A 21521-nucleotide genomic window follows, 5' to 3' on the forward strand; every position below is an offset into this window, starting at 1 on the left:
GACGTCCATTCGACCGCTGGAGGCGCGGTGGCTGAGCCTGTCCGCGTACGCAGATTGACCGACAAGGAGAGGCAGAAGCTGAAGCAGATCGTGCGCCGGGGCAGCACGAGTTCGGTGCGTTACCGGCGGGCGATGATGCTGCTCGTTTCGGCGGGCGGAAACCGGGTGCCGGTTATCGCCCAGCTGGTCCAGGCCGATGAGACACCGTGCCCGACGTGATCCACCGCTTCAACGAGATCGGCCTGGCCTGCCTGGACCCTCAGTGGGCGGGAGGCCGTCCCCGCCTGCTCACCCCTGACGACGAGGACTTCGTCATCCGGACGGCCACTACCCGCCCCACCAGGCTCGGCCAGCCCTTCACCCGCTGGTCGATCCGCAAACTCGCCGCCTACCGGCGGGAAGTGCACGGACGTGTCATCCGCATCGGCCGTGAAGCCTTACGGTGCCTGCTCCGGCGCCGCGGCATCACCTTCCAGCGCACCAAGACATGGAAGGAATCCCCCGACCCTCATCGCGACGCCAAGCTCGACCGGATCGAGCAGGTTCTGGACCGCTTCCCGGACCGGGTCTTCGCCTTCGACGAGTTCGGGCCGTTGGGGATCCGGCCCACCGCAGGCTCCTGCTGGGCGAAGCAGGACAAGCCAGACCGGCTGCCGGCGACCTACCGCCGCACCCACGGCGTCACCTACTTCCACGGCTGCTACTCCGTGGGCGACGACCGCCTGTGGGGTGTCAACCGCCGCCGCAAGGGCACTGCCAACACCCTGGCCGCGCTGAAGTCGATCCGCGCCGCCCGACCCGACGGCGCCCCCTGCCGAAAGGGACAAGTTCACGAGAAGGACAGCGACAGAACGACGACTCAGGAGGCGGACGGCTTGATCTCCCCCGCAAAGACGATGACCTGGTCGATGAGGCTCCGCCGCAGATGGACGACGTCCGTTCCCGCCAGGCGGGGGCCTCCATCCGGCGTGGTGAAGACCCACTGGTACCGGGCCCACTCGTCAGGCATGTCCACCGCTGAACAGCGCACCATCGTGCCGGTCCCCGCCGGGTGGCGCCGGATGTCCAGCACGAACCGCTCGACCGCCGCGATTCCTTCGCTGCGACCCAACGGCCCCCAGAAGACCACGTCTGAGGTCAGAGCCTGGGAGAGCAGGGCAGTCACATAGCTGTCCTCCGAGGCGTTAAACGCGGAGATGAACGTGTCGATCGCGGAGCGTGCCGTCTCTTCCTGCATGCCCCAGTAATACCAGCCGTTGCGCGTGCGCTCGTCCCGCGAGCCACCTTCCGATCACAGTGGACCATCCCGGTCACAGCACTGGCCCAGAAGTCCTCGTGGGTCGCCCCGCCGTCCCCCTGCTTGTCGACTGCCGCACGGCCCTCGACCCCGAGCCGTGGCGAGCGGTGGGCTGGATCGTCCACCAGCTCGGACGACTCGGGAAATAAAACCTGGCGCCTGAGCGGCGGAGACCTGTAAGACGTCAGCAAATCCAGGCAGGTTGTGGAGGTCTCGCGCTATGAACAGTGATGCCGTTGTCCTTCGGCGTGCAGGCAGTGCCGACAACTCGACGCCGCCGATGTGTGGCTGCGTTCCTTCGCCGCCGCGCTGCCGTCGGTGCGTTGTGCCCATGACGAAGCCGAGGTGCGGGCTTGGTTCTTACGCGTGCCGGTGCCGCAGTACGAGACCTGCAGCAGACCCAGCACCGAACAAGACCAGAGGTGGATGCTCGCCACACTCCTCTGCGAAGCCGTCCAAACCCTGGAAACCGACACCTACGACGACTACGGCACAATCCCCCGACCGTTGCCAGAACTTGTTGCGCAGCTCGAGGACTGCATGAGCGCCACAGGATGAGGACAGCACAGATGCACCTCAACCTCACCAGAGCTCGGGCACCTCGCCCGGTTCCTTGGTCTGTCAGGCGACTGTCCCGCCCACGTTACGGACCAGCTGCTGGAGAACCTTGACCATGGTGATGTAGTCAGCCGACGCCCGGGACAAGGCGTCGCGCAGCCAGGCGTGGCCGGGATCAGCGTCGTGGACCGGGTGCCACCAGAACCCCTCGACGAGCGGGACTACGTCGAATGGACAGTCCATGACGCGGACGCCGAGCGCGCAGCCCAGCGGCCGGGCCAGCTGCTCTTGCATCAGCGCGATGCCGTCTGTCCGGCGTATCAGAAAGGTCATGGTGAGAAAGGAGTCGGCCGTCGCGGTGACCCGGGGACGGACGCCGAGCAGTTCCATCTGCCGCCAGGCTGGCGACCGGTCCAATGGCTCCTGGAACGTGGTCGCCCAGGGAAGTTCCCGCAGATGGTCCATGGTCAGCCGGTCCCCGCCCCGGGAGTTGGCGGCATCGATCACGCAGACCCACCGGTCCCGGCAGGGATCGAAGGAGCGCGGCAGGCCGATATACCCGTGCGGCAACATCACTCCGTCGACCGTCCGGTAGTAATCGACCTTGCGGCCGAGGAACTCCGGATCCGCGCCGAACGCTCGGGTGAATGCCGCCACGGCGGCATTCACCCGCGGCAACAACTGCTCGGCGAAGGTGTTGAGTTCATAGTGATTCCCGACCCTGGTGAGCAGCTCGCCCCCGAGGTGTCGGCGTAATCGAGCCAGGGCCGAGGAGAGCGTCGGCTGGGTACGCCCCAGGCGCCGTGCCGCCCGGGTGGCGGAACGTTCCTTCAAAAGGGCGTGGAGGGCGTGAAGATGATGGGTCTCAAGGCTGCTCGTCGGTCCGCTGATGCCTGACGAGCGCGCCCCGGTGCTGTGGCATCCAATCCGGCGTCCCCCGCTGGCCAGTGTGAAGCACGCCGGATCGACGGCGACCCGGCCGCCATGTCCAGACCAATGGAACACCGATGGAACACCGAGGGGGCGTGGGCTTCACGAGGAGGCGGGGTCAAGGCCCGCGGGGTCAGGGCCCCCGCAGATGTGGCACAGTCAAGATGTTGTCCCTGACGTCATCCTGTCGCTGCCGCGGGTGAGCCAGCCCTGGCGGCGGATGGTGAGGAGCCCGAAGATGTCGAGGGCATGGGAGAGGACGTCGGTGGCAAGGAGTTTGAAGGCGAGGACCCGCCGTCGGCCGGTGCGGTGCAGTAGGCGGCTGGTGCGCAGGAGACGTCGGCCGCACCAGTAGGTCACCACCATGGTCGGCGCGAGGAGGTGGCCGGAGGCGGCCAGCCAGAGGTAGTACGCCGTGCTGAGGATGAATCCCAGGCGCAGGATCACCGAGACGGTGACGCACCGTGCGAGGTAGGGGTGGTGCCAGATCCATCCGCCGGCCAGTGCGCTCAGGTGTTCCCGCCAGCTGTTGCGCTGGTGTCGCAGTCTCTGGCGGACGAGGCCGGTGAAGGTGTCCGGGAAGCGGGACCATACGTGCGCGTTGGCCTGCAGGACCGTCCGGTAGCCCGCCCGAAGGGCCAGTGCGGAAAGCCTCGTGTCGTCACCGGGACCGCAGCGCACTCCCAGGAAGGACTGCTGGACCAGGTCGGGGCCGACCTGTTCGAGCAGGGCTCGCCGGTAGACCGCGGTACGGCCGGGGAGGCAGCCCAAGGCCTGTCCCCGGACGGTCTGGGCGGCCATCACCACGATCGGTCCTCGGCCGCGGCGGATCTCCTCCCAGAACGTGGCCGGTTCCAGGACGAACGACTGGGTCGCCACCCCGCCGACCGTCGGATCCACGAACGGCGCGCTGACCGTGGCCACGAGATCGCGGGCCCAGACCGTGTCCGAGTCCGTGAGAGCGACCAGGCCCGCCGTGACCGCCTGCCAGCCGGTTCGCAGCGCCCGGCGCTTGTCCCGGTCCGCCGTGATGATCACTCGTACGCCATGCGCCCGGGCCACCTCGGCACACACGGTGTCGTTTTCATGGATCACGCAGACGACTTCCGTCACGTCGTTGCGGAGCCATGAGCGCAGGGCCCGGCCGAAGAGGGCCGGGTCCTCCCGGTAGACAGGGCACACCACGGCCACCGGCTCACGATGGCCACGCCGGGCCGGCCGGTACCGCCTGGCGGCCCGGAGACGGCTGGCCCGTTCCAGGCGGCCCAGGGCGGCCAGCGCGATCGCCGGGGCCAGTTCGGCCGGCGCGAGCCACGCGACCGCGGCCGTCATGGTCATGGAGGCGCCGGCTCAGGGAAGGTCGTCCGGGACGGGGTCCGCCGACCCCATCAGGTTCATGAAGCCGAAGGCGTCGCTGTCAGCGATCTTCAAGTCGTCGGTGTCCATGGCGGACGGATGCTTCCCGCCGTCCATGAGGAACAGCGAATAACTCTCGTCCAGCTCGTACGTCACGGGGCGGTGACCACTCATCGGTTCCTCCTCCGGATCGCCCGCCTTCCATGGATTCCACGGATCCCGTGAGAAATCAACGGCTCCTTCAGGACGGTTCGAGCGCCAGTGGAACCTCCAACACGCTGAGCAGCACCGGAAACAACCGACGAACAGATCTGCCACGCGCGCGACCTGCACACCCGCCCTGAGAACACCGCCGCCAAGCTCCTCGGCGCCAGCCGGGACACGATCTGCACGTACATCCCCGAGCCGACAGGCGGCCGGAGCGCCTTGCCCCGCGGCCGTGACTGCCTCGGAGCTGTCCCACACCTCCCAGCTCGCCGGGCCAGCACCCGCTGACCTGCGCCGCAGGCTCAACGTCGTGAAGCGCGGTGGTGACCTGCTTGCCGTTCGGCCGGGCGTCGATGGACGGGCAGCCGAACGGCAGTGGGGGAGTCCTTACCGTTCTCTGCCGCCATGACCGGCCTCGCGTTTCACCGTCGGCCCATGTCCGCTGCCGGGGACCGCACGGGACGGACCGTGCCGCAACGCAGGGCGTCCCGGAACGTGTTGTAAGGCCCGCCGAACGGGCAGTGTGGAATGAGCAGGCGGAGAGGGGGCTCACGCCTCAGAGCGTTACCGGTGGTCCGCGCATGGGCCGCGCAAGGTCCGCCGGGAATCCGGATTACTCAGAGGCGGGGTGGAACGGGTGGATATGCGTTTTGACGGCCGGTCGACAAGGAACTCTTCCGGCAACAGCGCCGATGAAGGGGCCGCAGGCGAAGTGTGCGAGTGCTACGACGCGGTGGTGCTGGCGGGAGGGAAGGCCCGGCGCTTGGGCGGAGCGGACAAGCCGATGGTGTCCGTCGGCGGTGTGTCGTTGCTCGACCGGGCGATTCAGGCATGTGCCGGGGCGGGGAGGACGATTGTGGTGGGCCCTCGCCGGGCCACCGTCCGTCCGGTACTCCATGTACGGGAACAGCCGGTGCACGCCGGGCCGCTCGCGGCGCTGGCTGAGGGAGTGCGATGGGTACGGGCTCCCTTCGTGGTGGTCCTTGCGGCGGATCTCCCCTTCGTACGACAGGAGCTGGTCACGGAACTGCTGCTTCAGACGGCCGGTTCCGGCGTCGAGGGCGCGGTCATGCTGGAGACACAAGGCCGGGACAATCCACTGTTCGCCGCATACCGGACCGAGGCGGTGCGGCAGGGGCTCAAGCTGACCCTGGCCCGGCACGGGGCGTTGACGGGCCTGCCGATCCGTCTGCTGACCAACGCTCTTGCCCTGCAACATATCCCTGATGTCGGCGGAGTTTCTTTCGACTGCGACACCTGGGAAGCGGTGGCTCTGGCCCGGGACCGGCTGAATCTGAACGCCGGGTGACATCGCCCTGCGAAATTCTCGGTACACCGATCCGGTTGTGAGGTGGCACGGTTGACCTCGATGGAAGCCCTGGCCTGTCAGGAGATCATCGGGCGGTACCAGTTCAACGGGGCGGGTGCCGGAATGATGCCCCGGCTTCTCGAAGTTCTCGGCGACCCGGGGCGTGACCTGCGGGGCATGACCGTCGTCGGCACCAACGGGAAGGGGTCGACCTGCGCGTTCGCCGTATCGTCGTTGGCTGCGGCCGGGCTGCGGGCAGGCAGTATGCCCAGCCCGCACCTGCAGCACGTCACCGAGCGCATCCGCGTCAACGGGGTGCCCGTTTCGCCGGCCGAATGTCGTCGCGCCTTCGAAAAGGTCGACGACGCCCTGAGGCGTACGGGCCTTGCGGTCAATGCGGGAGCGCTGCACGCGGCCGCGGCGGCGGTTCATTTCGCCATCGCCGGAGTGGACTTGGCCATCCTTGAGGCGAACATCGGCGGTCAGCGCGCCGCCGTCAACTGCTTCAATCCCGGAGTGAAGGTCATCACCGGAGTGGGACTGGACCACGAGCATCTACTGGGAAACACCCTGGGCGAGATCGCAAGGAACAAGGCAGGCATTGTCCGCGACGGCGACCATGTCGTGCTCGGCGATCTGCCCGAGGAGGCAGCGAACGCTGTGGAAGACGTCCTCTGCCATCGCACGGGGTTGACCGTCTGGCGCCTCCACCAGGAAATCCACTGTCGGCCACGCACGGCCCGCGACGGGAGCACCATGCTGGAAGTGGCCACCCCGAACACCGTTCACAGAGACCTGACTTGTCCGCTCCGCGGGGAGCACCAGCATCGCAATCTGGCTCTCGCCGTGGCGGGCATCGACGCGCTGGCCGAACGGGGATCGATCCCCGCTGTCCCGGAGGACGCCCTGCGCAGCGGTCTGGCCGCGACCCGCTGGCCCGGCCGCCTCGAACTGCTGGCGCCGGCCCGCCTCGGCTCCTGGACCGGACGCCTGCTCCTCGATTCCGCCGACAACCATCAAGGTGTGGCCGCCGTGGCCCCGGAGTTCCTGCGACACGCCGGCGCCGTTGAGCGCACTGCCCTGGTCTTCGGCGCCCTCTGGTACAAGAAGGCGGCAACCCTGCTGGAACCGCTGCCTGCTGACTGGCCGGTGGTACTGACCCGGGTCGGCCACCCCAGGGAAACATCCCCGGCCGGGTTGCGCACCGCCCTGGCGCCACGGCAAGAACTGTACGTACGGGAGGAGACCGCCGACGCTGTCCGCTACGCCACCGAACTCGTGGGGAACGGCGGCCTCGTCGCGGTTCTGGGAACCCACCTCCTGGTCGGCCGCGTCCGCGATCTGTTCGGTCTCCCGCCTGGCTGACCGCTTGTGCCGTGTCCGTACCTCCATCGACGCCTGTCCATCAGCGGGGAACCCACAGTGTCCGCCCACAGGCCTGGCGTTGCAGGGGTTCCGGGAGGGCGGGGTCGTAGGCGGCGTGCGAGGGCCAGGCCATCTCGGGGTGGGGCCGCGCAGAGGACCGTCGCTCAGGGGCTCTCACTCCGGCCGTTCGCCGGTGTCGGGGGGTGCGAGGAGCGGCCCGGGGGCCGCAACGTCGGGCAGTCGGTATATCCAGGGCTGGGGAATGTGTGCCCGGTAATCCCTTCCCCGCGCCGAAACGGCCCCGCCCTCCACACCGTCGAAGGATTCCTTACCCCGGAGGAGATCGCCCAGCTCAGCAAGATCATGGACAATGAGCCGCCCAGCGGGACGACAACTCCGGCCCTGACCCGGTACGAACCGGCCCCTCAGGCCACGCAAGTGGTCCTGCACGAGGCCGCGGAACGCGCCCTGCCGGCCATCCGCCCCGTCATGCCGTCCGTCACCGCCGCCGGGTCGTGGACCTACGTCGAACTCCGGCCGGGCGACAGCGTTCCCGTACACCTTGACGGCCTGTCCGAACCCGGTGTTGCCCCGCGCCGCATCGGACGCCTGTGCCTGGGCCTCACTCTCGCCGACGAGGGCGGTGACTTCTACATCGCCACCACCTCCAGCCCCGACATCTGGACCGGCACCGAACTCGGCGAGGACGACGGCTACACTCCCGGCACCCGCCTGGCCCGCAGGCTCCTCCACCCACACGTCCCCGCACCAGGCCCTGGCCGTACCCCGACCTGAGGGGAAGCCGTACCACAGACCCACTGGACCGTCGCGGCCCCGGCCGGCGTCGCCCTTGCCTACGGCGTCCAACTCATGCATGGCGTCACCCCGGTCAGGCACGGGGTCCTCCGCCGCTTCGTCACCGACCTCCTGGACGCACCACAGTTTGACCACAAGGGGACGACAGCCGTGCGCAGATGCGGCTGGTCCGGACATGGGCACGGCACGGAGCATGGCCCGGCCGCGCACACGTCGGGACAGTGCGCCGATCCGGGCGGCAGCCGCGTCATGGTCTGCAGCTGCGCGGGCGAATGCCTCGACAGCCGACGCGCATTCTCCCGCTCACCACAGACCTCGTGGCGGCAGCACCGGACACGGCCCGACGGGGGCGAACGGAAGGCCAGGACCCCTCGGGGGTCAAGGGGTTCCGGCCCCCGTGCCGGCCGTCATGATGAGGTACCGCGCCACGAACCCCCGCAACGCGACCACCTGTTGCCGTGTCAGGTGGCCAGGGTCTTTACAGAGGACGCCGTCCGGTCGTCCGTCAGATCGTCCCGGCGCGGGCGTCCCGCTCGGCAGGCTGGTTGAGGACGGCGCGACCGATGAGGTCGCGCATCACCTCGCTGGGGCCGGCGGCGATGGTGGCGGCGCGGGCGTCGCGTTGGGCGCGGGCTGCGAAGGAGGTCTCCAGATAGCCGTGCGATCCCTGCAGTTGGAGTGCGGTGTCGGCCAGCCGGCAGGCCAGCTCGGTGGTGTGCAGCTTGGCCATGGAGCACTCCAGGGCGGGCAGTTCGCCCTGCTCGTACAGCCACGCGGTGTGGTGCACGAGGTGCCGTGCGGCCGTCAGTTCGGTGGCCAGGTCGGCGACGCGGTGCACGAGTGCCTGCTTGTGGGCGAGGGCCTCGCCGGTGACTTCGCGGGCGCGCAGGAAGCCGCGCAGCTCGTCCAGACCGCGGTCCATGCCGCCGAGCGCCAGGGTGGCGGCGACGAGACGTTCCAGTTGGAGTCCTCTCATGAGGTAGTAGAAGCCGTTGTCGAGTCGGCCGACGAGCCGGTCGGCGGGGACCCGTACCGCGTCGAGGGTGACGGTGGCCGTGCCGGCCGAGCGCCAGCCGAGAGTGCGCTGCGGGGTACGGGTGACGCCGGGCAGGGTGGTGTCGATCACCAGCAGGGACAGCCCGGTTGCGCCCCGGGGGCCGGCCACGGCGGTGCCGGTGCGCACTGCCGTGACGAGGAAGTCGGCGGTCATGCCGTTGCTGACCATCGACTTGGTGCCGTCGACGACGAAGTGGCCGCCGTCCCGGACGGCCGTGGTGCCGAGGCCCGACAGGTCGGCTCCGGCGCCCGGTTCGGTGATCGCCAGGGCCGCCAGGCGTTCGCCCCGGACGGCGGGCGCCAGGTACTCCCCGCACAGGTCGTGGCCGCCGACCCGGGCGAGGTAGGGGGTGGCCATGTAGGCGTGGACGGAGACGGCGGCCCGCAGCCCGCCGAATCCGGTGCGGCCGAGTTCCTCCAGGAAGACGACGGAGGTGAACAGGTCGCGTTCGCCGCCGCCGACGGTACGCGGGTGCAGCAGCCCCAGGTAGCCGCGCTCGCCGAAGAGCTTCCACACGGGGGCGGGAACGGTGTCCCGTTCCTCCCAGTCGGCGGCGTACGGCGTCACCTCGGCGGCCAGGAAGGCGCGGACCTCCTCGCGGAAGGCGGCGTGGCCGTCGTCGAAATAAGGTGATTTCACGATCCGTTGCTCCTTCGTCGCTCCGCCGGGCACAGCGCGATCTCGTCGTGGAGCAGCCCGAGCAGGTCCCGGGCGTGCTCGTGCAGGAAGAAGTGGCCGCCGTCGATGCGGTGGCCACGGAATCCGCGCGGTGCCAGGGCCCGCCAGGCGCCCACCGCGGCCGGCGGGGCGACGTCGTCGTCCGCGCCCCAGAACACGGTGACGGGCACGGGCAGCGGGTCCGGTGCCGGATGGGCCCAGGTCTCGGCGAGCCGGATGTCCGCGCGGAGCATCGGGTCGAGCACGGCCATCAGGCGGGGGTCGGAGAGGACGTCCGCGGGTGTACCGGCCAGCCTGCCCAGCTCCGCGTGGAACCGCTCCGGCGGCAGCTCGTGGATGGCCGGCAGCGCGCGCGGCACGTGCGGCGCGCGGCATCCGGACAGCAGGACCCGCTCGGGCGGCCGGGCGAGGGACCGTACGACGGTCTCGTAGACCAGCATCGCGCCCATGCTGTGCCCGAACAGCAGGTAGGGGGAGGCCACTTGGTCCTCGAGCGCGGCGGCGAAGTCCCGGGCCAGCGACGGCCAGTCCTGCGCGGGCCGCTCCCGCAGCCGGTTCTCGCGCCCCGGCAGCCGGACGGCGACCAACTCGGTGTCGGCGGGGAGCCGTTCGGCCCACGGCCGGTACACCCCGGCCCCGGCCCCGGCGTAGGGGGCGCAGACCAGTCTGAGACGGGCGCCGGGGCGGGGCAGCGGGCGGTGGAACCAGCGTCCGGACTCCGCAGGGCCCGCGGGGCGTGTCCCGGCCGTCACGTTCGTATCCGGCTCCGGCCGGGCGACTGCTGCGAGACGGGCGGGGCGGGCTGCCGGCGGCGGTGCGTCACGAGGGCGGTGCACAGGCCGGCGAGCAGGCCCCAGAAGGCCGAGCCGATACCCAGCAGGGTCACCCCGGAGGCGGTGGCGAGGAAGGTGACCACGGCGGACTCGCGCCACCGCTCGTCGCCGAGAGCGCTGCTGAGGGAGCCGCCGATGGTGCCCAGCAGGCCCAGCCCGGCGATACCCGCGACCAGGGCCGGGGGCAGAGCGGTGAGCAGGGAGCCCACGGCCCCGCCGAAGATGCCCACGCACAGGTAGAAGACGCCGGCCCAGACGGCCGCCAGGTAGCGCCGGCGGGGATCCTCGTGGGCCTCGCGGCCGGTGCAGATGGCGGCGGTGATGGCGGCGAGGTTCAGGCCGAAGCAGCCGAACGGCGCGAGCAGCAGGTTGACGCCGCCGGTCCAGCCGATCAGCGGGGACACCGGAAGGGAGTAGCCGTCGTTGCGCAGCACCGCCACCCCGGGCAGGTTCTGCGAGGCCATGGTCACCACGAACAGCGGCAGGCCCACGCTGACCAACACCCGCCACGAGAAGTCCGGTGCGGTGAACACCGGCGCGGCGACGGCCAATCGCACCCCGCCCAGGTGCAGCGAGCCCGCGGCGCCCGCGGCGACGAGTCCCGCGGCCAGCGCCGCGATGACCGCATAGCGGGGCAGCCAGCGGCGGGACAGCAGGTAGACCGCGAACATCGGGAAGACCACGGCGAAGTCGCCGTGCATGCTGCCGAACAGGCGGGTGCCGAACTCGACGAGCACGCCCGCGAGCAGGCCGGCCGCCAGGGGCACGGGAATGCGTCCCATGCCCCGCTCGAACCAGCCCGTCACCCCGCACACGGTGATGAGCGCCGCGGAGAGCAGGAAGGCGCCGACGGCCTGCGCCATGGTCGCGCCGTGCAGGCTCGTCGCCATCAGCGCCGCACCCGGCGTCGACCAGGCGGTGACCACGGGCACCCGGTACCGCAGGGACAGGCCGATGCAGGTCACGCCCATGCCGACGCCGAGGGCCAGCATCCAGGAGGTGAGCTGGCCCTCGGTGGCGCCGGCGGCCCTGGCCGCCGAGAAGACGATCGCCGCCGAGCTGGTGATGCCCACCACGACGGCGATCAGTCCGGCCGCGACGGCGGACGGGGGCGCCGCCTGCCGCAGCCGGAGGTGTGCGGAACTCATGTACGTACTGTCCTTTCGGGTTCACCGCTCGCCTCGACGGCGGCGGCCAGCGCACCGAAGGTGCTGTCCGTGAAGATCAGGTCGGGGCTGAGGGCGTCCTCGCCGAGTTCGCTCTCCAGGGTCGCCATCAGGCGCACGGCGGTCAGGGAATCGCCGCCGAGATCGAAGAAGTCCGCGTCCGGCCGGACGGCGTCCGGGCCGAACAGCTCCCCCCAGATGCGGGTGAGTACGGCGACCCGCGGGGAGGCGGGGGCATCCTGCTCCCCGGCGGGCCCGTGGCCGTCGGTGCGAGTGAGGCCGGCGGCGACGGTGAGGTCGGCAGCGAGGGTGTAGCGGCGGGGCGGTACCGCCGACGGCAGGCGCCGTGCGGTCAGTTCGCGCAGTTCCTCCTCCAGCCGGCGCAGGGTCGGACCGCCCTCGGGTGCGGCGAGGGGCGCGGGCGCGGTGACGGCCCGGGGGCGCCGGGCGTAGACGTTGTGGCAGGGGGTGCGCGCCAGCCGGGGATCCTGCTCGGCGGTGACCACGAAGCCGCGGGCACGCAGCTGCGCGAGCACGGCCGCGAGGCGCCCGTCGAGGTCGTGCACCTCCACCACGATCCGGTCGATGCGCGGCCACACGCCCTCGTCGATCCCGTCGAGGACCTCGGCCTCGGCCTTCTCCACGTCGATCTTCAGCAGGTCGATGCGGGCGAGACCGTGCTCGTGGACGACGGCGGTGAGGGTGGTCAGGGGAACCCGGCGGGGCCGTGCGGACATCCGGTCGGCCGCCAGCCGGTCCAGATGCTCGCCCTGACGTGAGTTCTCCCCGGTCAGCAGATAGCCCTTGAGCACGTCGAGGTCCTCGTCGGCGTCCGCGAACCGGCCCGACATGACGCTGTTGTTCGGGTAGAAGGTGAAGGACGTCTCGCCCTCGGCACGGCCCAGTGCGGTGCGCAGCACGGTGGCGTCCACCTCGTGCAGCTCGGCGTTGAGCGCGACGGCGTCGGCGAGTTCGGCGACCGGTTCGACGGCGATGATCCGGGCGCCGGGGCTGTGCAGGGCGACGCGCAGCGTGAACATCCCGATGTTCGCCCCGACGTCCACCACGACGGCGCCGGCCGGCAGGGTGATGCCGTGCCGGAAGTAGGCGTTGCCGGTGAAGATCTCGCGATGGAGGAATTCGGTCTCGCTGCGGTTGAGACCGGCCACCCGTATCTCACCCGCGGGTTCGTGCCAGCCGAGGCCGCCGAGCCGGCCCGCCGCCTCCAGGGCGGCGGACCGGTGCAGCACCCGGGCGGCGACGGGGTCGGCCAGGAGCCGGGCGTGCCCGCCCCGGCCGTCGGGGCCGTCGGTGACGACCGCGTCGGCCACCGCGGGATGTTCCCTGAGCACCGCGGCCAGCTGCTCGTGCCGGGTGCTGTCGGCGATCTCGTTCATGTGCCCTTCCCGTGGGAGACGGTCGCGGTGCGCAGGAAGTTCCTTGCCAGCGAGACCAGTTCGGCACCTGCGCCGAAGGCGGTGAGATGGTTGCCGTCGGGCAGGACGCGCAGGTCGGCCCGGGGCAGGTGCCGGGCGACGTACGCCGAGCCGGCGGGGTGGGCCGTGGTGTCCCGGTCACTGGTGACGACGAGGGCCGGCTGGGGGGCGTCGAGCAGCCGACGGCAGTCGGCGGACATGATGGCCCCGTTCAACAGGCCGTAACGGTGCAGCAGTTCCGGCGTGGCGTAGGGGTGGACGAGATAGTGGGCGATGTCCGGGCGCAGGCCTGCCAGGGTGCCGGGCCGGCTCAGCAGCCGGTGCATGGCGGCCGCCTGGGGGCGCCCTCGGGCGACCATGGCCAGCAGCGACTCGACGTCGCGCTGGTGGGCCGTCTTCGGGGCCTCGCCGCCGAGTTCGAAGTCGCCGTGCCACAGGCTCAGGGAGGTGATCCGGTCCGACCTGGCGGCGGCCGCGAGAGCGATCACCGCTCCTCCGCAGAGCCCGAGCGCGTGGGCGTGAGGGATGCCGAATCCGTCGAGGACGGCCAGCACGTCCTCGCTCTGGGCCCCGAGCGTGTGGCCGCCCGGCTCACCGAGCCCGGTCCCGTCGTCCGGCGCGAACAGACCGCGGCTCTCCCAGGTCACGACGCGGTACTCCGACGACAGGGCGGCCAGCCACTTCACCGCGAGACCGACGGGCATGCCGCAGGCACTGACGACGGCGACGGCCGGCGCGCCCTCGGGGCCGGCCGCCCAGCACCTGAGCGGCGTGCCGTCCCGGGCGGGCACCACCACGGCCGGCCCCGGAAAGGCGGCGAGAGCCGACTCCGCCGCCCGTTTCAGCTCCCCGTCGGCCACCGCGCCGGGTGCGTCCAGCGCAAGCCGCCTGCTGACCGCGAGTTCCACCGCGGTCAGCAGGTCCGGATCGCCCACCACCGTCACCCCGGGCAGGCCCAGGGCGACGGTGACCCGGTCGAGCAGCTCCTGCACGCACGGCAACTGCCCTGCGCCGAGCGGCGCGACGGGCGCCACCCGCATCCGCTCCGGCACGGCACGGATGATCGACGCCGTGTCCAGCACGGCGCGGGCGAGCTCGGCCGACGAACCGCCGCCGCGCACGGTGACCGACTCGGATGCTGTCCGCATCACACTCCCGCCGGCGGCCGGGTGACGAAGGGGTGGTCCCGGGTGGTGCGATCTGCCAGCCGGTTGTGGCCGTACCCGTCCGTGCCGCTCACCAGTACCGCGCCGTACCGGTCGAGGCTGACCCGGCCGCCGTACTCGTCGATCGCGGCGGTGCCGGGATAGACCTCCACCGCGGTGGGCACGTAACGGCCGACGAAACCCATGCGCATGTCCCGGGTGCGGCCCTCGTGCGGATGGGAAGCGTGCATCAGAGTGGACCAGAACATGATGAACTGCCCCGCCCGCAACTCCATGGAGACGGCCCGGGACTCGTCGGGCTTCCAGTCGGGGTCGATCTGCAGTTCCCGGTAGTCGTAGCCGAAGAAGCCGCGCCGGATGCCGTCCTTGTCGACGCTGGTGTTCCGCTCCGGCGCGTAGTGCATGCGCTTGGTCTCGTCGTAGTGCATGGTGCGGTGCGTGCCGGGGATGAACTGCAGACAGCCCATCTCGATGCTCGCCTCGGTGAAGGCGCACCACACCGTGATGGTGCCGCCGAAGTCCGAGCCGCCGGGCCACTGGATCTGCGGCGTGCCGGAGGCATTGGCGAACGTGTCCGCCTGGTGCCAGTCGGTGCCTTCGTCGCCCGGGTACTTGGGGAAGAACTCGGTGCGCCAGCACAGCACATCGGGACCGAGGACGGAGGCGACCCGGTGCACGATCTCCGGTCGGGTGATGTGGTCGGCAAGGAACGGGTGATCGAGGTGGCGGTCGTAGTTGGAGATGTTCGTCGCCCCGGACACGGCCGCGTCCTCGCTGTAGACGGCCGCGCTGCGGTCGAGGAGCTCCAGCCGGGTGCGTCCCCAGGCCTTCTTTATCTCGTCCGGTTCGTACAGCGTGAAGGGGCCCGCGTAGCCGTTGCGGTGGAAGGCGGCGAGGTCCTCGGGGCTCAGGGAGAAGTCGGGTTGTGCGCTCATACGTCCCTCCGGGATGGATTCGGTGCGGCAGGCCGACGTGCCCGGGTCACGGGCGGGGCGCCGCGGCGGACAGCGCGGAGTCGACGTGACGGGCCAGGGTGGCCACCGTGGCGCCGTCGATCAGCACGGTGACGTCGAGATCCGTGCCGAACTCCTCGTTGGTCCGGGCGAACATGCGCAGCAGGGAGAGCGAGGTGCCGCCGAGGTCGAAGAAGTCGGCGTCCCGGCCGACCTCCGGCAGATCCAGGACGGACTGCCAGATCTGCACGATCCGCCCTTCTGTGCCGGTGAGTCCGGCGGCCTCGTCCGTGTCGACGGCGACCGGGGCGAAGGCCACCTCGGCCGTCGGCTCCGGCAGCCGGCTCTTGTCGACCTTGCCGTTGCGGTTCAGCGGCAGCTCGGGCAGCACGACGTAGGCCGAGGGGCGCATGTGCGGGGGCAGGGAGGCCGCGGCGCGCTCGCCGAGCCGGGGCGCGAGGACGTCCGCCGGGATGCCGGAGGCGACGTACGCGAGGACGCGGACGTCACCCTCGCCGTAGCCGCGGGCCGTGGCCACCGCGGCGGAGACCTCGGCCTCCGCGAGAAGGACGGCCTCGATCTCGCCGGGCTCGACCCGGTAGCCGCGGATCTTCATCTGGTCGTCGGTGCGGCCGAGGTAGCCGTAGCCGCCGTCGGGGAGCGCGACCACGCGGTCCCCGGTGCGGTAGCAGCGCCGTACCGAGCCGTCGGGGCCGGGCAGTTCGAGGAAGCGTTCTCTGTCCAGTTCGGGACGGCCCAGATACCCGCGGGCCAGCCCCGCTCCGGACAGGTACAGCTCTCCCGGGGCGCCGTCGGCGGCCGCCCGGCCGGTCTCGTCGAGCACGTGGAAGGCGAGGTCCGGCAGCGGTACGCCGATCGGACTGGTGCCGGATACGGCGATGTCGGCGGCGGTGACCGGCCGGTACGAGGCGTGCACCGTGGCCTCGGTGAGACCGTACATGTTGACCAGACGCGGGTGTTCGTCGCCGTGACGCGCGAACCAGCCGCGCAGACCGGCGGGTTCGAGCCGCTCGCCGCCGAACACCACGACACGCAGACCGGTCAGCGGCTGCTCGGCCTGCGCATCGGCTGCGGCCAGCCGGGCGAACGCCGACGGCGTCTGACTGAGGACCGTCACCCTCTGATCGCGCAGCAGTTCGTGGAAGGCCCGCGGCGAACGGGCGGTCTCCTGCGGGACGACGACGAGCCGTCCGCCGAACAGCAGCGCGCCCCAGAACTCCCAGACGGAGAAGTCGAAGGCCACGGAGTGGAACAGCGTCCAGACGTCGTTCTCGTCGAAGCCGAACCAGTCCCGTGTGACGTCGAAGAGCCGCACGACGTTGCGGTGCTCCACCTGGACGCCCTTGGGCCGGCCGGTGGACCCGGACGTGTAGATGACGTAGGCCAGATCTCCCGCACCCGCCCCGGCCGGCTCCGGCTCGGCGTACGAGTCGTCGAGTACGACGACGTCGACGCCCATGTCACCCAATTGCTCGGCCAGTTCGGGCGTGGTGACGAGATGGGTGACGTTGCTGTCCTTGAAGGTCCAGGCGATCCGCTCCTCGGGGTAGCCGGGGTCCACGGGAACGTAGGCGGCACCGGACTTGAGGATGCCGAGCAGGCCGACCACGAGCCTGCTGGTGCTCGGGGCCATCAGGCCGACCAGGGAACCGGTTCCGGCTCCCGAGTCCCGCAGGCGCCGGGCGACCGCGGCGGCCTGGCAGTCGAGCTCCTTGTAGGTGAGTTCCCGGTCGTCGGCCGTCACCGCCACCCGGTCGGGGAAGCGGGCGACGACTGCTTCGAGCAGATCGATGAGCGTGTGTTGCCCCGCATCTGCTGACTCCACTAACTCCACTGACTCCACTCTGAATCCATCCTGCTTGACGGAGCGATAAACGGCGCCGTGGACCTGCAGGGGGCGGATACGCGCCAAAGTGCCGATGGTTTTCGGACGGGCGCACCGTGAATCGGGCTTCGTCTACCGCTCACGTTCCGGGCGCGCACCGCGGACCCCCGATTCGGACATCTTCATCGGGTCGGTACCGCCCACGCAAGAGCTGCGATGGGGTAATCCTCCCCACACGGCGAGTCCAGTGCTTTCGGTACAAGTTCCGGTAATGGCAGCGGACTTGAGGTCGCCCGCGCCGCTTCGTGCTCGCCCCTCCCTTCGGGTGCAGGCCAGGTGACCTGGTGCCGGTCGAGGCGACGATGGAAGCGGATGGCGCCTGTTGCCCGTGCGCAGTCGAGCAGCCGGCAGCGGCCACTGGCTGTCGCGGCGGTGACCACTGTCAGCAGGGCCGCGCCGATTTCGCAGCCGTGAGCTTCTTCGCGTACAGCGAGTTTGTCGACTTCTCGGGCACCGCACAGCCGCTCGCGCGTGCACCGGGGGCCGAGCGTGGCGAGCGTTTTCTCTGTACCGTCTACCGCACGCTTACCGCGCTGGCCGGGGCCGGCCGTGCGGACATTGTCCGCGATACCGACGGCGAGCGGCTCTTCCGTCACCGTCCCGGCCCCGACCATCGCCACTACCTGATCTGCACAGAGTGCGGGCTCAGCTTGTCCGTCGAATCCGGCCCTGTGGAGAGAAGGGCGGACCGGATCGCCTGGACCTCGACGTTCGCCAACGTCCGGCACGCCGTCGAGCTTTCAGGCGTTTGTCCGGACTGTGGCCGGAAGACGGAAAGGCAGAGACAACCTGAAGATCAGTGGTCGTCCCAGTGCCCGTCGTGGTGGGCGTGCCGGTGCCCGTCGTGGATGTAGTCCACGTGGTCGCCGTGCGGCACGGCGACGTGGCCACACCCCGCACCGTGCTGGTGGGCATGGTCCTGGTGAACGGTGTGGCCGGCGGGCTCACACTCGTCGGTGTGGTCCTCGTGTATCCGGTGCAGATGCCCGTCGTGGACATAGTCGACGTGGTCGCGGTGCGGTACGGCGACGTGTCCGCACTCTGCGCCGTGCTGGTGGGTGTGGCTCGTGTGAGAGGCGTGCGTGCTGGTCAGCATGGCAAAGCCTTCCTTCTCCCTGCATGATCGGACTGTTCCGACGGGAGAGCTTGCCCTTCCAGTGTTAACCGCGCTCGGGATTCACGGAAGTCGACAGAGGTCGGCTGGAAACACGCTATTGCGCAGAAGACGACTCAGGCATCAAGCAGCCACCGTCCCCTCGTACTCGCGGATGCGAAGAGGGCGGGAGAGGCAGTTTCTCGATTCTCGCGGTCACCACCCGGGTCCGCCCTCTTGCGGCCATGAACCGAACGGGTGTTCGATCGACTGGAAGGCCGCACCAGTGAGAAGGGAGAGCTGCCCATGACCGTTCATACGCCGTCTCCGACGTGCAGCACCGGCTGCACCTGCGGTCCGGGATGCAACTGCGGATGCCAGTCCGGCGGCCCGTGCCAGTGCGGCGGTTGACGAGCACCGCCCGCTGTGCTGCGGGGCCACAACACGACAGATACCGGCGTCGTTCGCCGAGTGCCGTCCCGTCGGGCCAACCCCGGCGGGACGGCCGGCGTCCGGGCCTCATGCCCGGGCTGCCTCCAGCCCATGGTCGTACTCGCATGCGGCGCCGTCCGGACCGTGGACGTCCCAGGCGGGGAAGGGGTCGGCCCATGACGCGCCCGTCTCGCCGGCCCTGACGAGGCAGGCGGACAGGGCCTGATGCAGTGCCGCCGGGCGCAACGCAGTGCCGATGAAGGCGAGTTCCTGGCCTTGCCCACCGTGCTCGCGGACGCCTGCGGGTTCGAACCGGGCCACGGCACCGGCCTGCGACCAGAGCCCGGTCACCCGGTCCCGCCCGGCCAGCCAGAAGAACCCCTTGGAGCGCAGCACGTGGCCGTAGGCCCCTGAGTCGAGCTCCTCGGTGATGAACGTCCACAGCCGCTCGGGGTGGAAGGCCCGGTCTGCGCGGAAGACCGTCGAGGAGATGCCGTACTCCTCGGTCTCGGGGGTGTGGTCGCCGTTGAGCTCCCTGACCCAGCCGGGCGCCTGCTGGGCGCGTTCCAGGTCGAAGAGGCCGGTGCCGAGGATCGCCGACGGGTCCACCCGGCCATGCTCGGCAGCCACGATGCGGGCGGCCGGATTGAGGCGGGCGAGGGCCGCCCGCAGGCGGTCGGCGTCGGCCGCGTCCACCAGGTCGAGCTTGTTGAGGACGATGACGTCGGCGAACTCGACCTGGTCCATGAGGAGATCGCTCACCGTCCGCTCGTCGTCCTCGTACTGGTCGAGGCCGCGCTCCGCCAGCCCGTCGCCGCCCGCGAGCTCGGGGAGGAAGTTCGCGGCGTCGACGACGGTGACCATGGTGTCGAGCCGGGCAAGGTCGCCGAGGGTGGCGCCGTCGTCCCGGGGGAAGGCGAAGGTGGCGGCGACGGGCATGGGTTCGGAGATCCCGCTCGACTCGATGAGGAGGTAGTCGAAGCGGCCTTCGCGGGCCAGCCGGTCCACTTCTTCGAGGAGATCGTCCCGCAGGGTGCAGCAGATGCAGCCGTTGGTCATCTCGACCAGGCGTTCCTCGGTCCGCGACAGCGCGCCCTCTCCGCCCCGCACCAGCGCGGCGTCGATGTTGATCTCGCTCATGTCGTTGACGATCACGGCGACGCGCAGTCCGTCGCGATTGGCGAGGACGTGATTGAGCAGGGTTGTCTTGCCCGCGCCGAGGAAGCCGGAGAGGACCGTCACCGGCAGTCGTTGATCAGCCATGGCGCGTCAGCCCTCCGGGTGCAGCAGCCCGCGTTCGTACGCCTTCACCAGCCGCTGCGGCACCCGGTACACGGAGCCGTCGACGGTGACCGGCACCAGCTGGGGCGTGCTCGCCTTCCACTGGGCGCGGCGGTGGCGGGTATTGGAGCGGGACATCTTCCGCTTGGGCACTGCCATGGGAACGGGACCTCCGTCGTCGGTGCGTGCCGCCACGCTACATGAAAACGGAAACCATTTCTAATGGGGAGGGTAGAGGCCCTCTGGGTGGCCGTGGAGCCGCGCGAGCAACTCGACGTCCGCCTGCACATGGTCCATTTGCTCGCACGCGGGCGGAGGCGGCGAGGGCGGAGCGGAGTTGGGGGCATGCCCGGCGGGTCAACCGGGCGGCCGAGAAACCGGTACGGCGGGGTAACTTGCCACGTTTTCCGTTGCCTGGAAGGTCGACGGGAATAGGCTGTCCCAGCCCCAGGTGGGGTGCGCCCTACGAGAGAAGACCGGGCGCCTGCCCGCTTTGGTGAGCCGGGCGTGGACCGGGCGTGTGTCAGTGCTGGGGGTCGTGAACCTCTGTGACGCCGGGCCGTCGGGGCAAAGCCGTACCGAACGCGCCCGCACGGGTGTCGGCGAGCCCTGCCGACAGATGGCGCCCGGCGGCGCGGACCAGGCCCGTTCCGGAGCGCAGCATGACCGCGACGACAATCAGGGAGGCCAGGGCGTCGGCTCGGAGGAAGCCCGTGGCCAGTACCACGGCACCGGCCATGGCGTTCGCGAGGGCGCCGACCAGATCGCTGAGGATGTGCAGGTAGGCCCCTTGGACGTTCAGACTCGACCGGTTGGCCTTGGACAAGCACCAGGCGGCCGTCAGGCCGACCGGGATGTCGACGAGTGCGGTGAGTACCACCAGCCCGCCGGTGACCCGCGGAGGGTTCACCAGATGGCCCACGGCTTCGACGGTCAGCCAGAAGGCGAGCAGCAGGAGCGTCAGTCCGTTGGTCAGTGCCGCAAGCGCCTCTGCCCGCTTGATCTCGTGGGCGTATCGGCTCCCGGCCCGATGCGTGGACCACCGCATCGCCACCAGAGCCAGGATCAGAGCTGCGGCGTCGGTCAGCATGTGGGCGGCGTCCGACAGCAATGCCAGGGAATGCGCGGCCTTGCCGACGACGACCTCGCCGGCCATGAAACCGACGATCACGGTGAGGGCGGCGGTCAGCCACCGTCGGTCGGCAGTGGCACAGACCCCATGCCCGTGACTGCCTGCACCCTGCCCGTCGTCACCGGGCCGGTCGGCTTCCGGAACGCAGTGCCCGCTGTTCCACTTCACCCGAGCCGTCATACAGGAGCGGCCCGCTCGCCTTGCGAACGCCGCGCCGTTGCACGACGAGGGCTCCGACCGGAATCCGGTCGGGGCCCTGTGCCGCCGGGCGGCGTGCCTCGGATCATGTTGATGTCGGAGGCTGGTGCCTCCACCGGTGTTCGACCTTGGCCAGGCGCCAGTAGCCCAGGGCGCAGGCCCATACGGCGACGAAGAGCCCGACGATGATGAAGCCGACGTTGTTGAGGTCGATGCCGGAGATCCAGTCGGTGACCGGGTCGTTGAGTGAGAGCTGGTCGTGCAGGACGCCGACGAGTTCGATGGTGCCGATGAGGAAGGCGACGGCGATCGACAGTCCGGTGATGGTGAGGTTGTAGTAGACCTTGCGGAC

21 protein-coding genes and 1 pseudogene are annotated in these 21521 nt (G+C 70.4%); 6 read left to right on the forward strand and 16 right to left on the reverse strand.

Features of this window, described 5'->3' with window-relative positions; all coding sequences use genetic code 11:
* Positions 1–27 precede the first annotated feature (27 nt).
* Positions 28–812 (forward strand): annotated as a pseudogene (locus tag ACWD4B_RS23085) (helix-turn-helix domain-containing protein); the annotation flags it as partial.
* 47 nt (positions 813–859) lie between these two features.
* Here ACWD4B_RS23085 and ACWD4B_RS23090 read toward each other — a convergent pair.
* Positions 860–1237: a nuclear transport factor 2 family protein gene (locus ACWD4B_RS23090; protein WP_451422527.1), complete on the reverse strand. Its 378-nt coding sequence runs from the start codon at positions 1235–1237 to the stop codon at positions 860–862.
* Between the two features lie 342 nt (positions 1238–1579).
* On the opposite strand from ACWD4B_RS23090, the gene ACWD4B_RS23095 reads away from it, so the two are divergent.
* Positions 1580–1855, forward strand: a complete 276-nt coding sequence (locus ACWD4B_RS23095; protein WP_451422507.1) for a hypothetical protein — start codon at positions 1580–1582, stop codon at positions 1853–1855.
* Positions 1856–1918: 63 nt separating this feature from the next.
* Here the strand turns inward: ACWD4B_RS23095 and ACWD4B_RS23100 are convergent, their stop codons facing one another.
* From ACWD4B_RS23100 to ACWD4B_RS23110, 3 genes are all read right to left on the reverse strand, one after another.
* Positions 1919–2860 carry a LysR family transcriptional regulator gene (locus ACWD4B_RS23100; RefSeq protein ID WP_451422508.1) on the reverse strand — a complete coding sequence of 314 codons (942 nt, stop codon included), beginning with the start codon at positions 2858–2860 and terminating at the stop codon, positions 1919–1921.
* An 84-nt stretch (positions 2861–2944) separates the two neighbouring features.
* Positions 2945–4123: a glycosyltransferase gene (locus ACWD4B_RS23105; protein WP_451422509.1), complete on the reverse strand. Its 1179-nt coding sequence runs from the start codon at positions 4121–4123 to the stop codon at positions 2945–2947.
* A 12-nt stretch (positions 4124–4135) separates the two neighbouring features.
* Complete coding sequence (locus tag ACWD4B_RS23110) at positions 4136–4315, reverse strand: hypothetical protein (RefSeq protein WP_451422510.1); 180 nt, start codon at positions 4313–4315, stop codon at positions 4136–4138.
* Positions 4316–4976: 661 nt separating this feature from the next.
* On the opposite strand from ACWD4B_RS23110, the gene mobA reads away from it, so the two are divergent.
* From mobA to ACWD4B_RS23125, 3 genes are all read left to right on the forward strand, one after another.
* Positions 4977–5657, forward strand: a complete 681-nt coding sequence (mobA, locus tag ACWD4B_RS23115) for a molybdenum cofactor guanylyltransferase (RefSeq protein ID WP_451422511.1) — start codon at positions 4977–4979, stop codon at positions 5655–5657.
* A 60-nt stretch (positions 5658–5717) separates the two neighbouring features.
* Positions 5718–7022 (forward strand): bifunctional folylpolyglutamate synthase/dihydrofolate synthase, encoded by a 1305-nt coding sequence (locus ACWD4B_RS23120; RefSeq protein WP_451422528.1) that lies wholly within the window; start codon positions 5718–5720, stop codon positions 7020–7022.
* Between the two features lie 363 nt (positions 7023–7385).
* Positions 7386–7817 (forward strand): hypothetical protein, encoded by a 432-nt coding sequence (locus ACWD4B_RS23125; RefSeq protein WP_451422512.1) that lies wholly within the window; start codon positions 7386–7388, stop codon positions 7815–7817.
* Positions 7818–8343: 526 nt separating this feature from the next.
* Here ACWD4B_RS23125 and ACWD4B_RS23130 read toward each other — a convergent pair.
* From ACWD4B_RS23130 to ACWD4B_RS23160, 7 genes are read right to left on the reverse strand one after another with little or no spacing between them, the layout of a single operon-like run.
* Positions 8344–9534: an acyl-CoA dehydrogenase family protein gene (locus ACWD4B_RS23130; RefSeq protein WP_451422513.1), complete on the reverse strand. Its 1191-nt coding sequence runs from the start codon at positions 9532–9534 to the stop codon at positions 8344–8346.
* The gene (locus ACWD4B_RS23135; protein ID WP_451422514.1) at positions 9531–10325 is read right to left on the reverse strand and encodes a thioesterase II family protein; all 795 of its coding nucleotides are present in this window, start codon (positions 10323–10325) and stop codon (positions 9531–9533) included. Before ACWD4B_RS23135 ends, ACWD4B_RS23130 begins: the two co-directional genes overlap by 4 nt.
* Positions 10322–11554 (reverse strand): benzoate/H(+) symporter BenE family transporter, encoded by a 1233-nt coding sequence (locus tag ACWD4B_RS23140; protein WP_451422515.1) that lies wholly within the window; start codon positions 11552–11554, stop codon positions 10322–10324. The genes ACWD4B_RS23135 and ACWD4B_RS23140 overlap by 4 nt, the downstream gene beginning before the upstream one ends.
* Positions 11551–12969 (reverse strand): FkbM family methyltransferase, encoded by a 1419-nt coding sequence (locus ACWD4B_RS23145; protein WP_451422516.1) that lies wholly within the window; start codon positions 12967–12969, stop codon positions 11551–11553. Before ACWD4B_RS23145 ends, ACWD4B_RS23140 begins: the two co-directional genes overlap by 4 nt.
* Positions 12966–14156 (reverse strand): alpha/beta fold hydrolase, encoded by a 1191-nt coding sequence (locus ACWD4B_RS23150; protein ID WP_451422517.1) that lies wholly within the window; start codon positions 14154–14156, stop codon positions 12966–12968. The genes ACWD4B_RS23145 and ACWD4B_RS23150 overlap by 4 nt, the downstream gene beginning before the upstream one ends.
* Positions 14156–15109, reverse strand: a complete 954-nt coding sequence (locus ACWD4B_RS23155; RefSeq protein ID WP_451422518.1) for a chlorinating enzyme — start codon at positions 15107–15109, stop codon at positions 14156–14158. Before ACWD4B_RS23155 ends, ACWD4B_RS23150 begins: the two co-directional genes overlap by 1 nt.
* Positions 15110–15155: 46 nt before the next feature.
* Positions 15156–16973, reverse strand: coding sequence for an amino acid adenylation domain-containing protein (locus ACWD4B_RS23160; RefSeq protein ID WP_451422519.1), 1818 nt, complete (start codon positions 16971–16973; stop codon positions 15156–15158).
* Between the two features lie 362 nt (positions 16974–17335).
* Between ACWD4B_RS23160 and ACWD4B_RS23165 the strand changes: the two genes are divergently transcribed.
* Entirely contained in the window at positions 17336–17887 is a 552-nt protein-coding gene (locus ACWD4B_RS23165) for a Fur family transcriptional regulator (RefSeq protein WP_451422529.1), read from the forward strand.
* On the opposite strand, the gene ACWD4B_RS23170 is transcribed toward ACWD4B_RS23165, so the two are convergent.
* From ACWD4B_RS23170 to ACWD4B_RS23190, 5 genes are all read right to left on the reverse strand, one after another.
* The gene (locus ACWD4B_RS23170; RefSeq protein WP_451422520.1) at positions 17830–18129 is read right to left on the reverse strand and encodes a hypothetical protein; all 300 of its coding nucleotides are present in this window, start codon (positions 18127–18129) and stop codon (positions 17830–17832) included. The two genes, ACWD4B_RS23165 and ACWD4B_RS23170, sit on opposite strands and share 58 nt — an antisense overlap.
* A 516-nt stretch (positions 18130–18645) precedes the next feature.
* Positions 18646–19821, reverse strand: a complete 1176-nt coding sequence (locus tag ACWD4B_RS23175; RefSeq protein ID WP_451422521.1) for a GTP-binding protein — start codon at positions 19819–19821, stop codon at positions 18646–18648.
* 6 nt (positions 19822–19827) lie between these two features.
* Positions 19828–19998 carry a 50S ribosomal protein L32 gene (gene rpmF, locus ACWD4B_RS23180; protein WP_451422522.1) on the reverse strand — a complete coding sequence of 57 codons (171 nt, stop codon included), beginning with the start codon at positions 19996–19998 and terminating at the stop codon, positions 19828–19830.
* 364 nt (positions 19999–20362) lie between these two features.
* Positions 20363–21139, reverse strand: a complete 777-nt coding sequence (locus ACWD4B_RS23185) for a cation diffusion facilitator family transporter (protein WP_451422523.1) — start codon at positions 21137–21139, stop codon at positions 20363–20365.
* A 115-nt stretch (positions 21140–21254) separates the two neighbouring features.
* Positions 21255–21521: HoxN/HupN/NixA family nickel/cobalt transporter (locus tag ACWD4B_RS23190; RefSeq protein WP_451422524.1), on the reverse strand; the 267-nt coding region annotated here is incomplete at its 5' end.

The sequence above is a fragment of the Streptomyces sp. NPDC002536 genome (genome assembly GCF_053594995.1).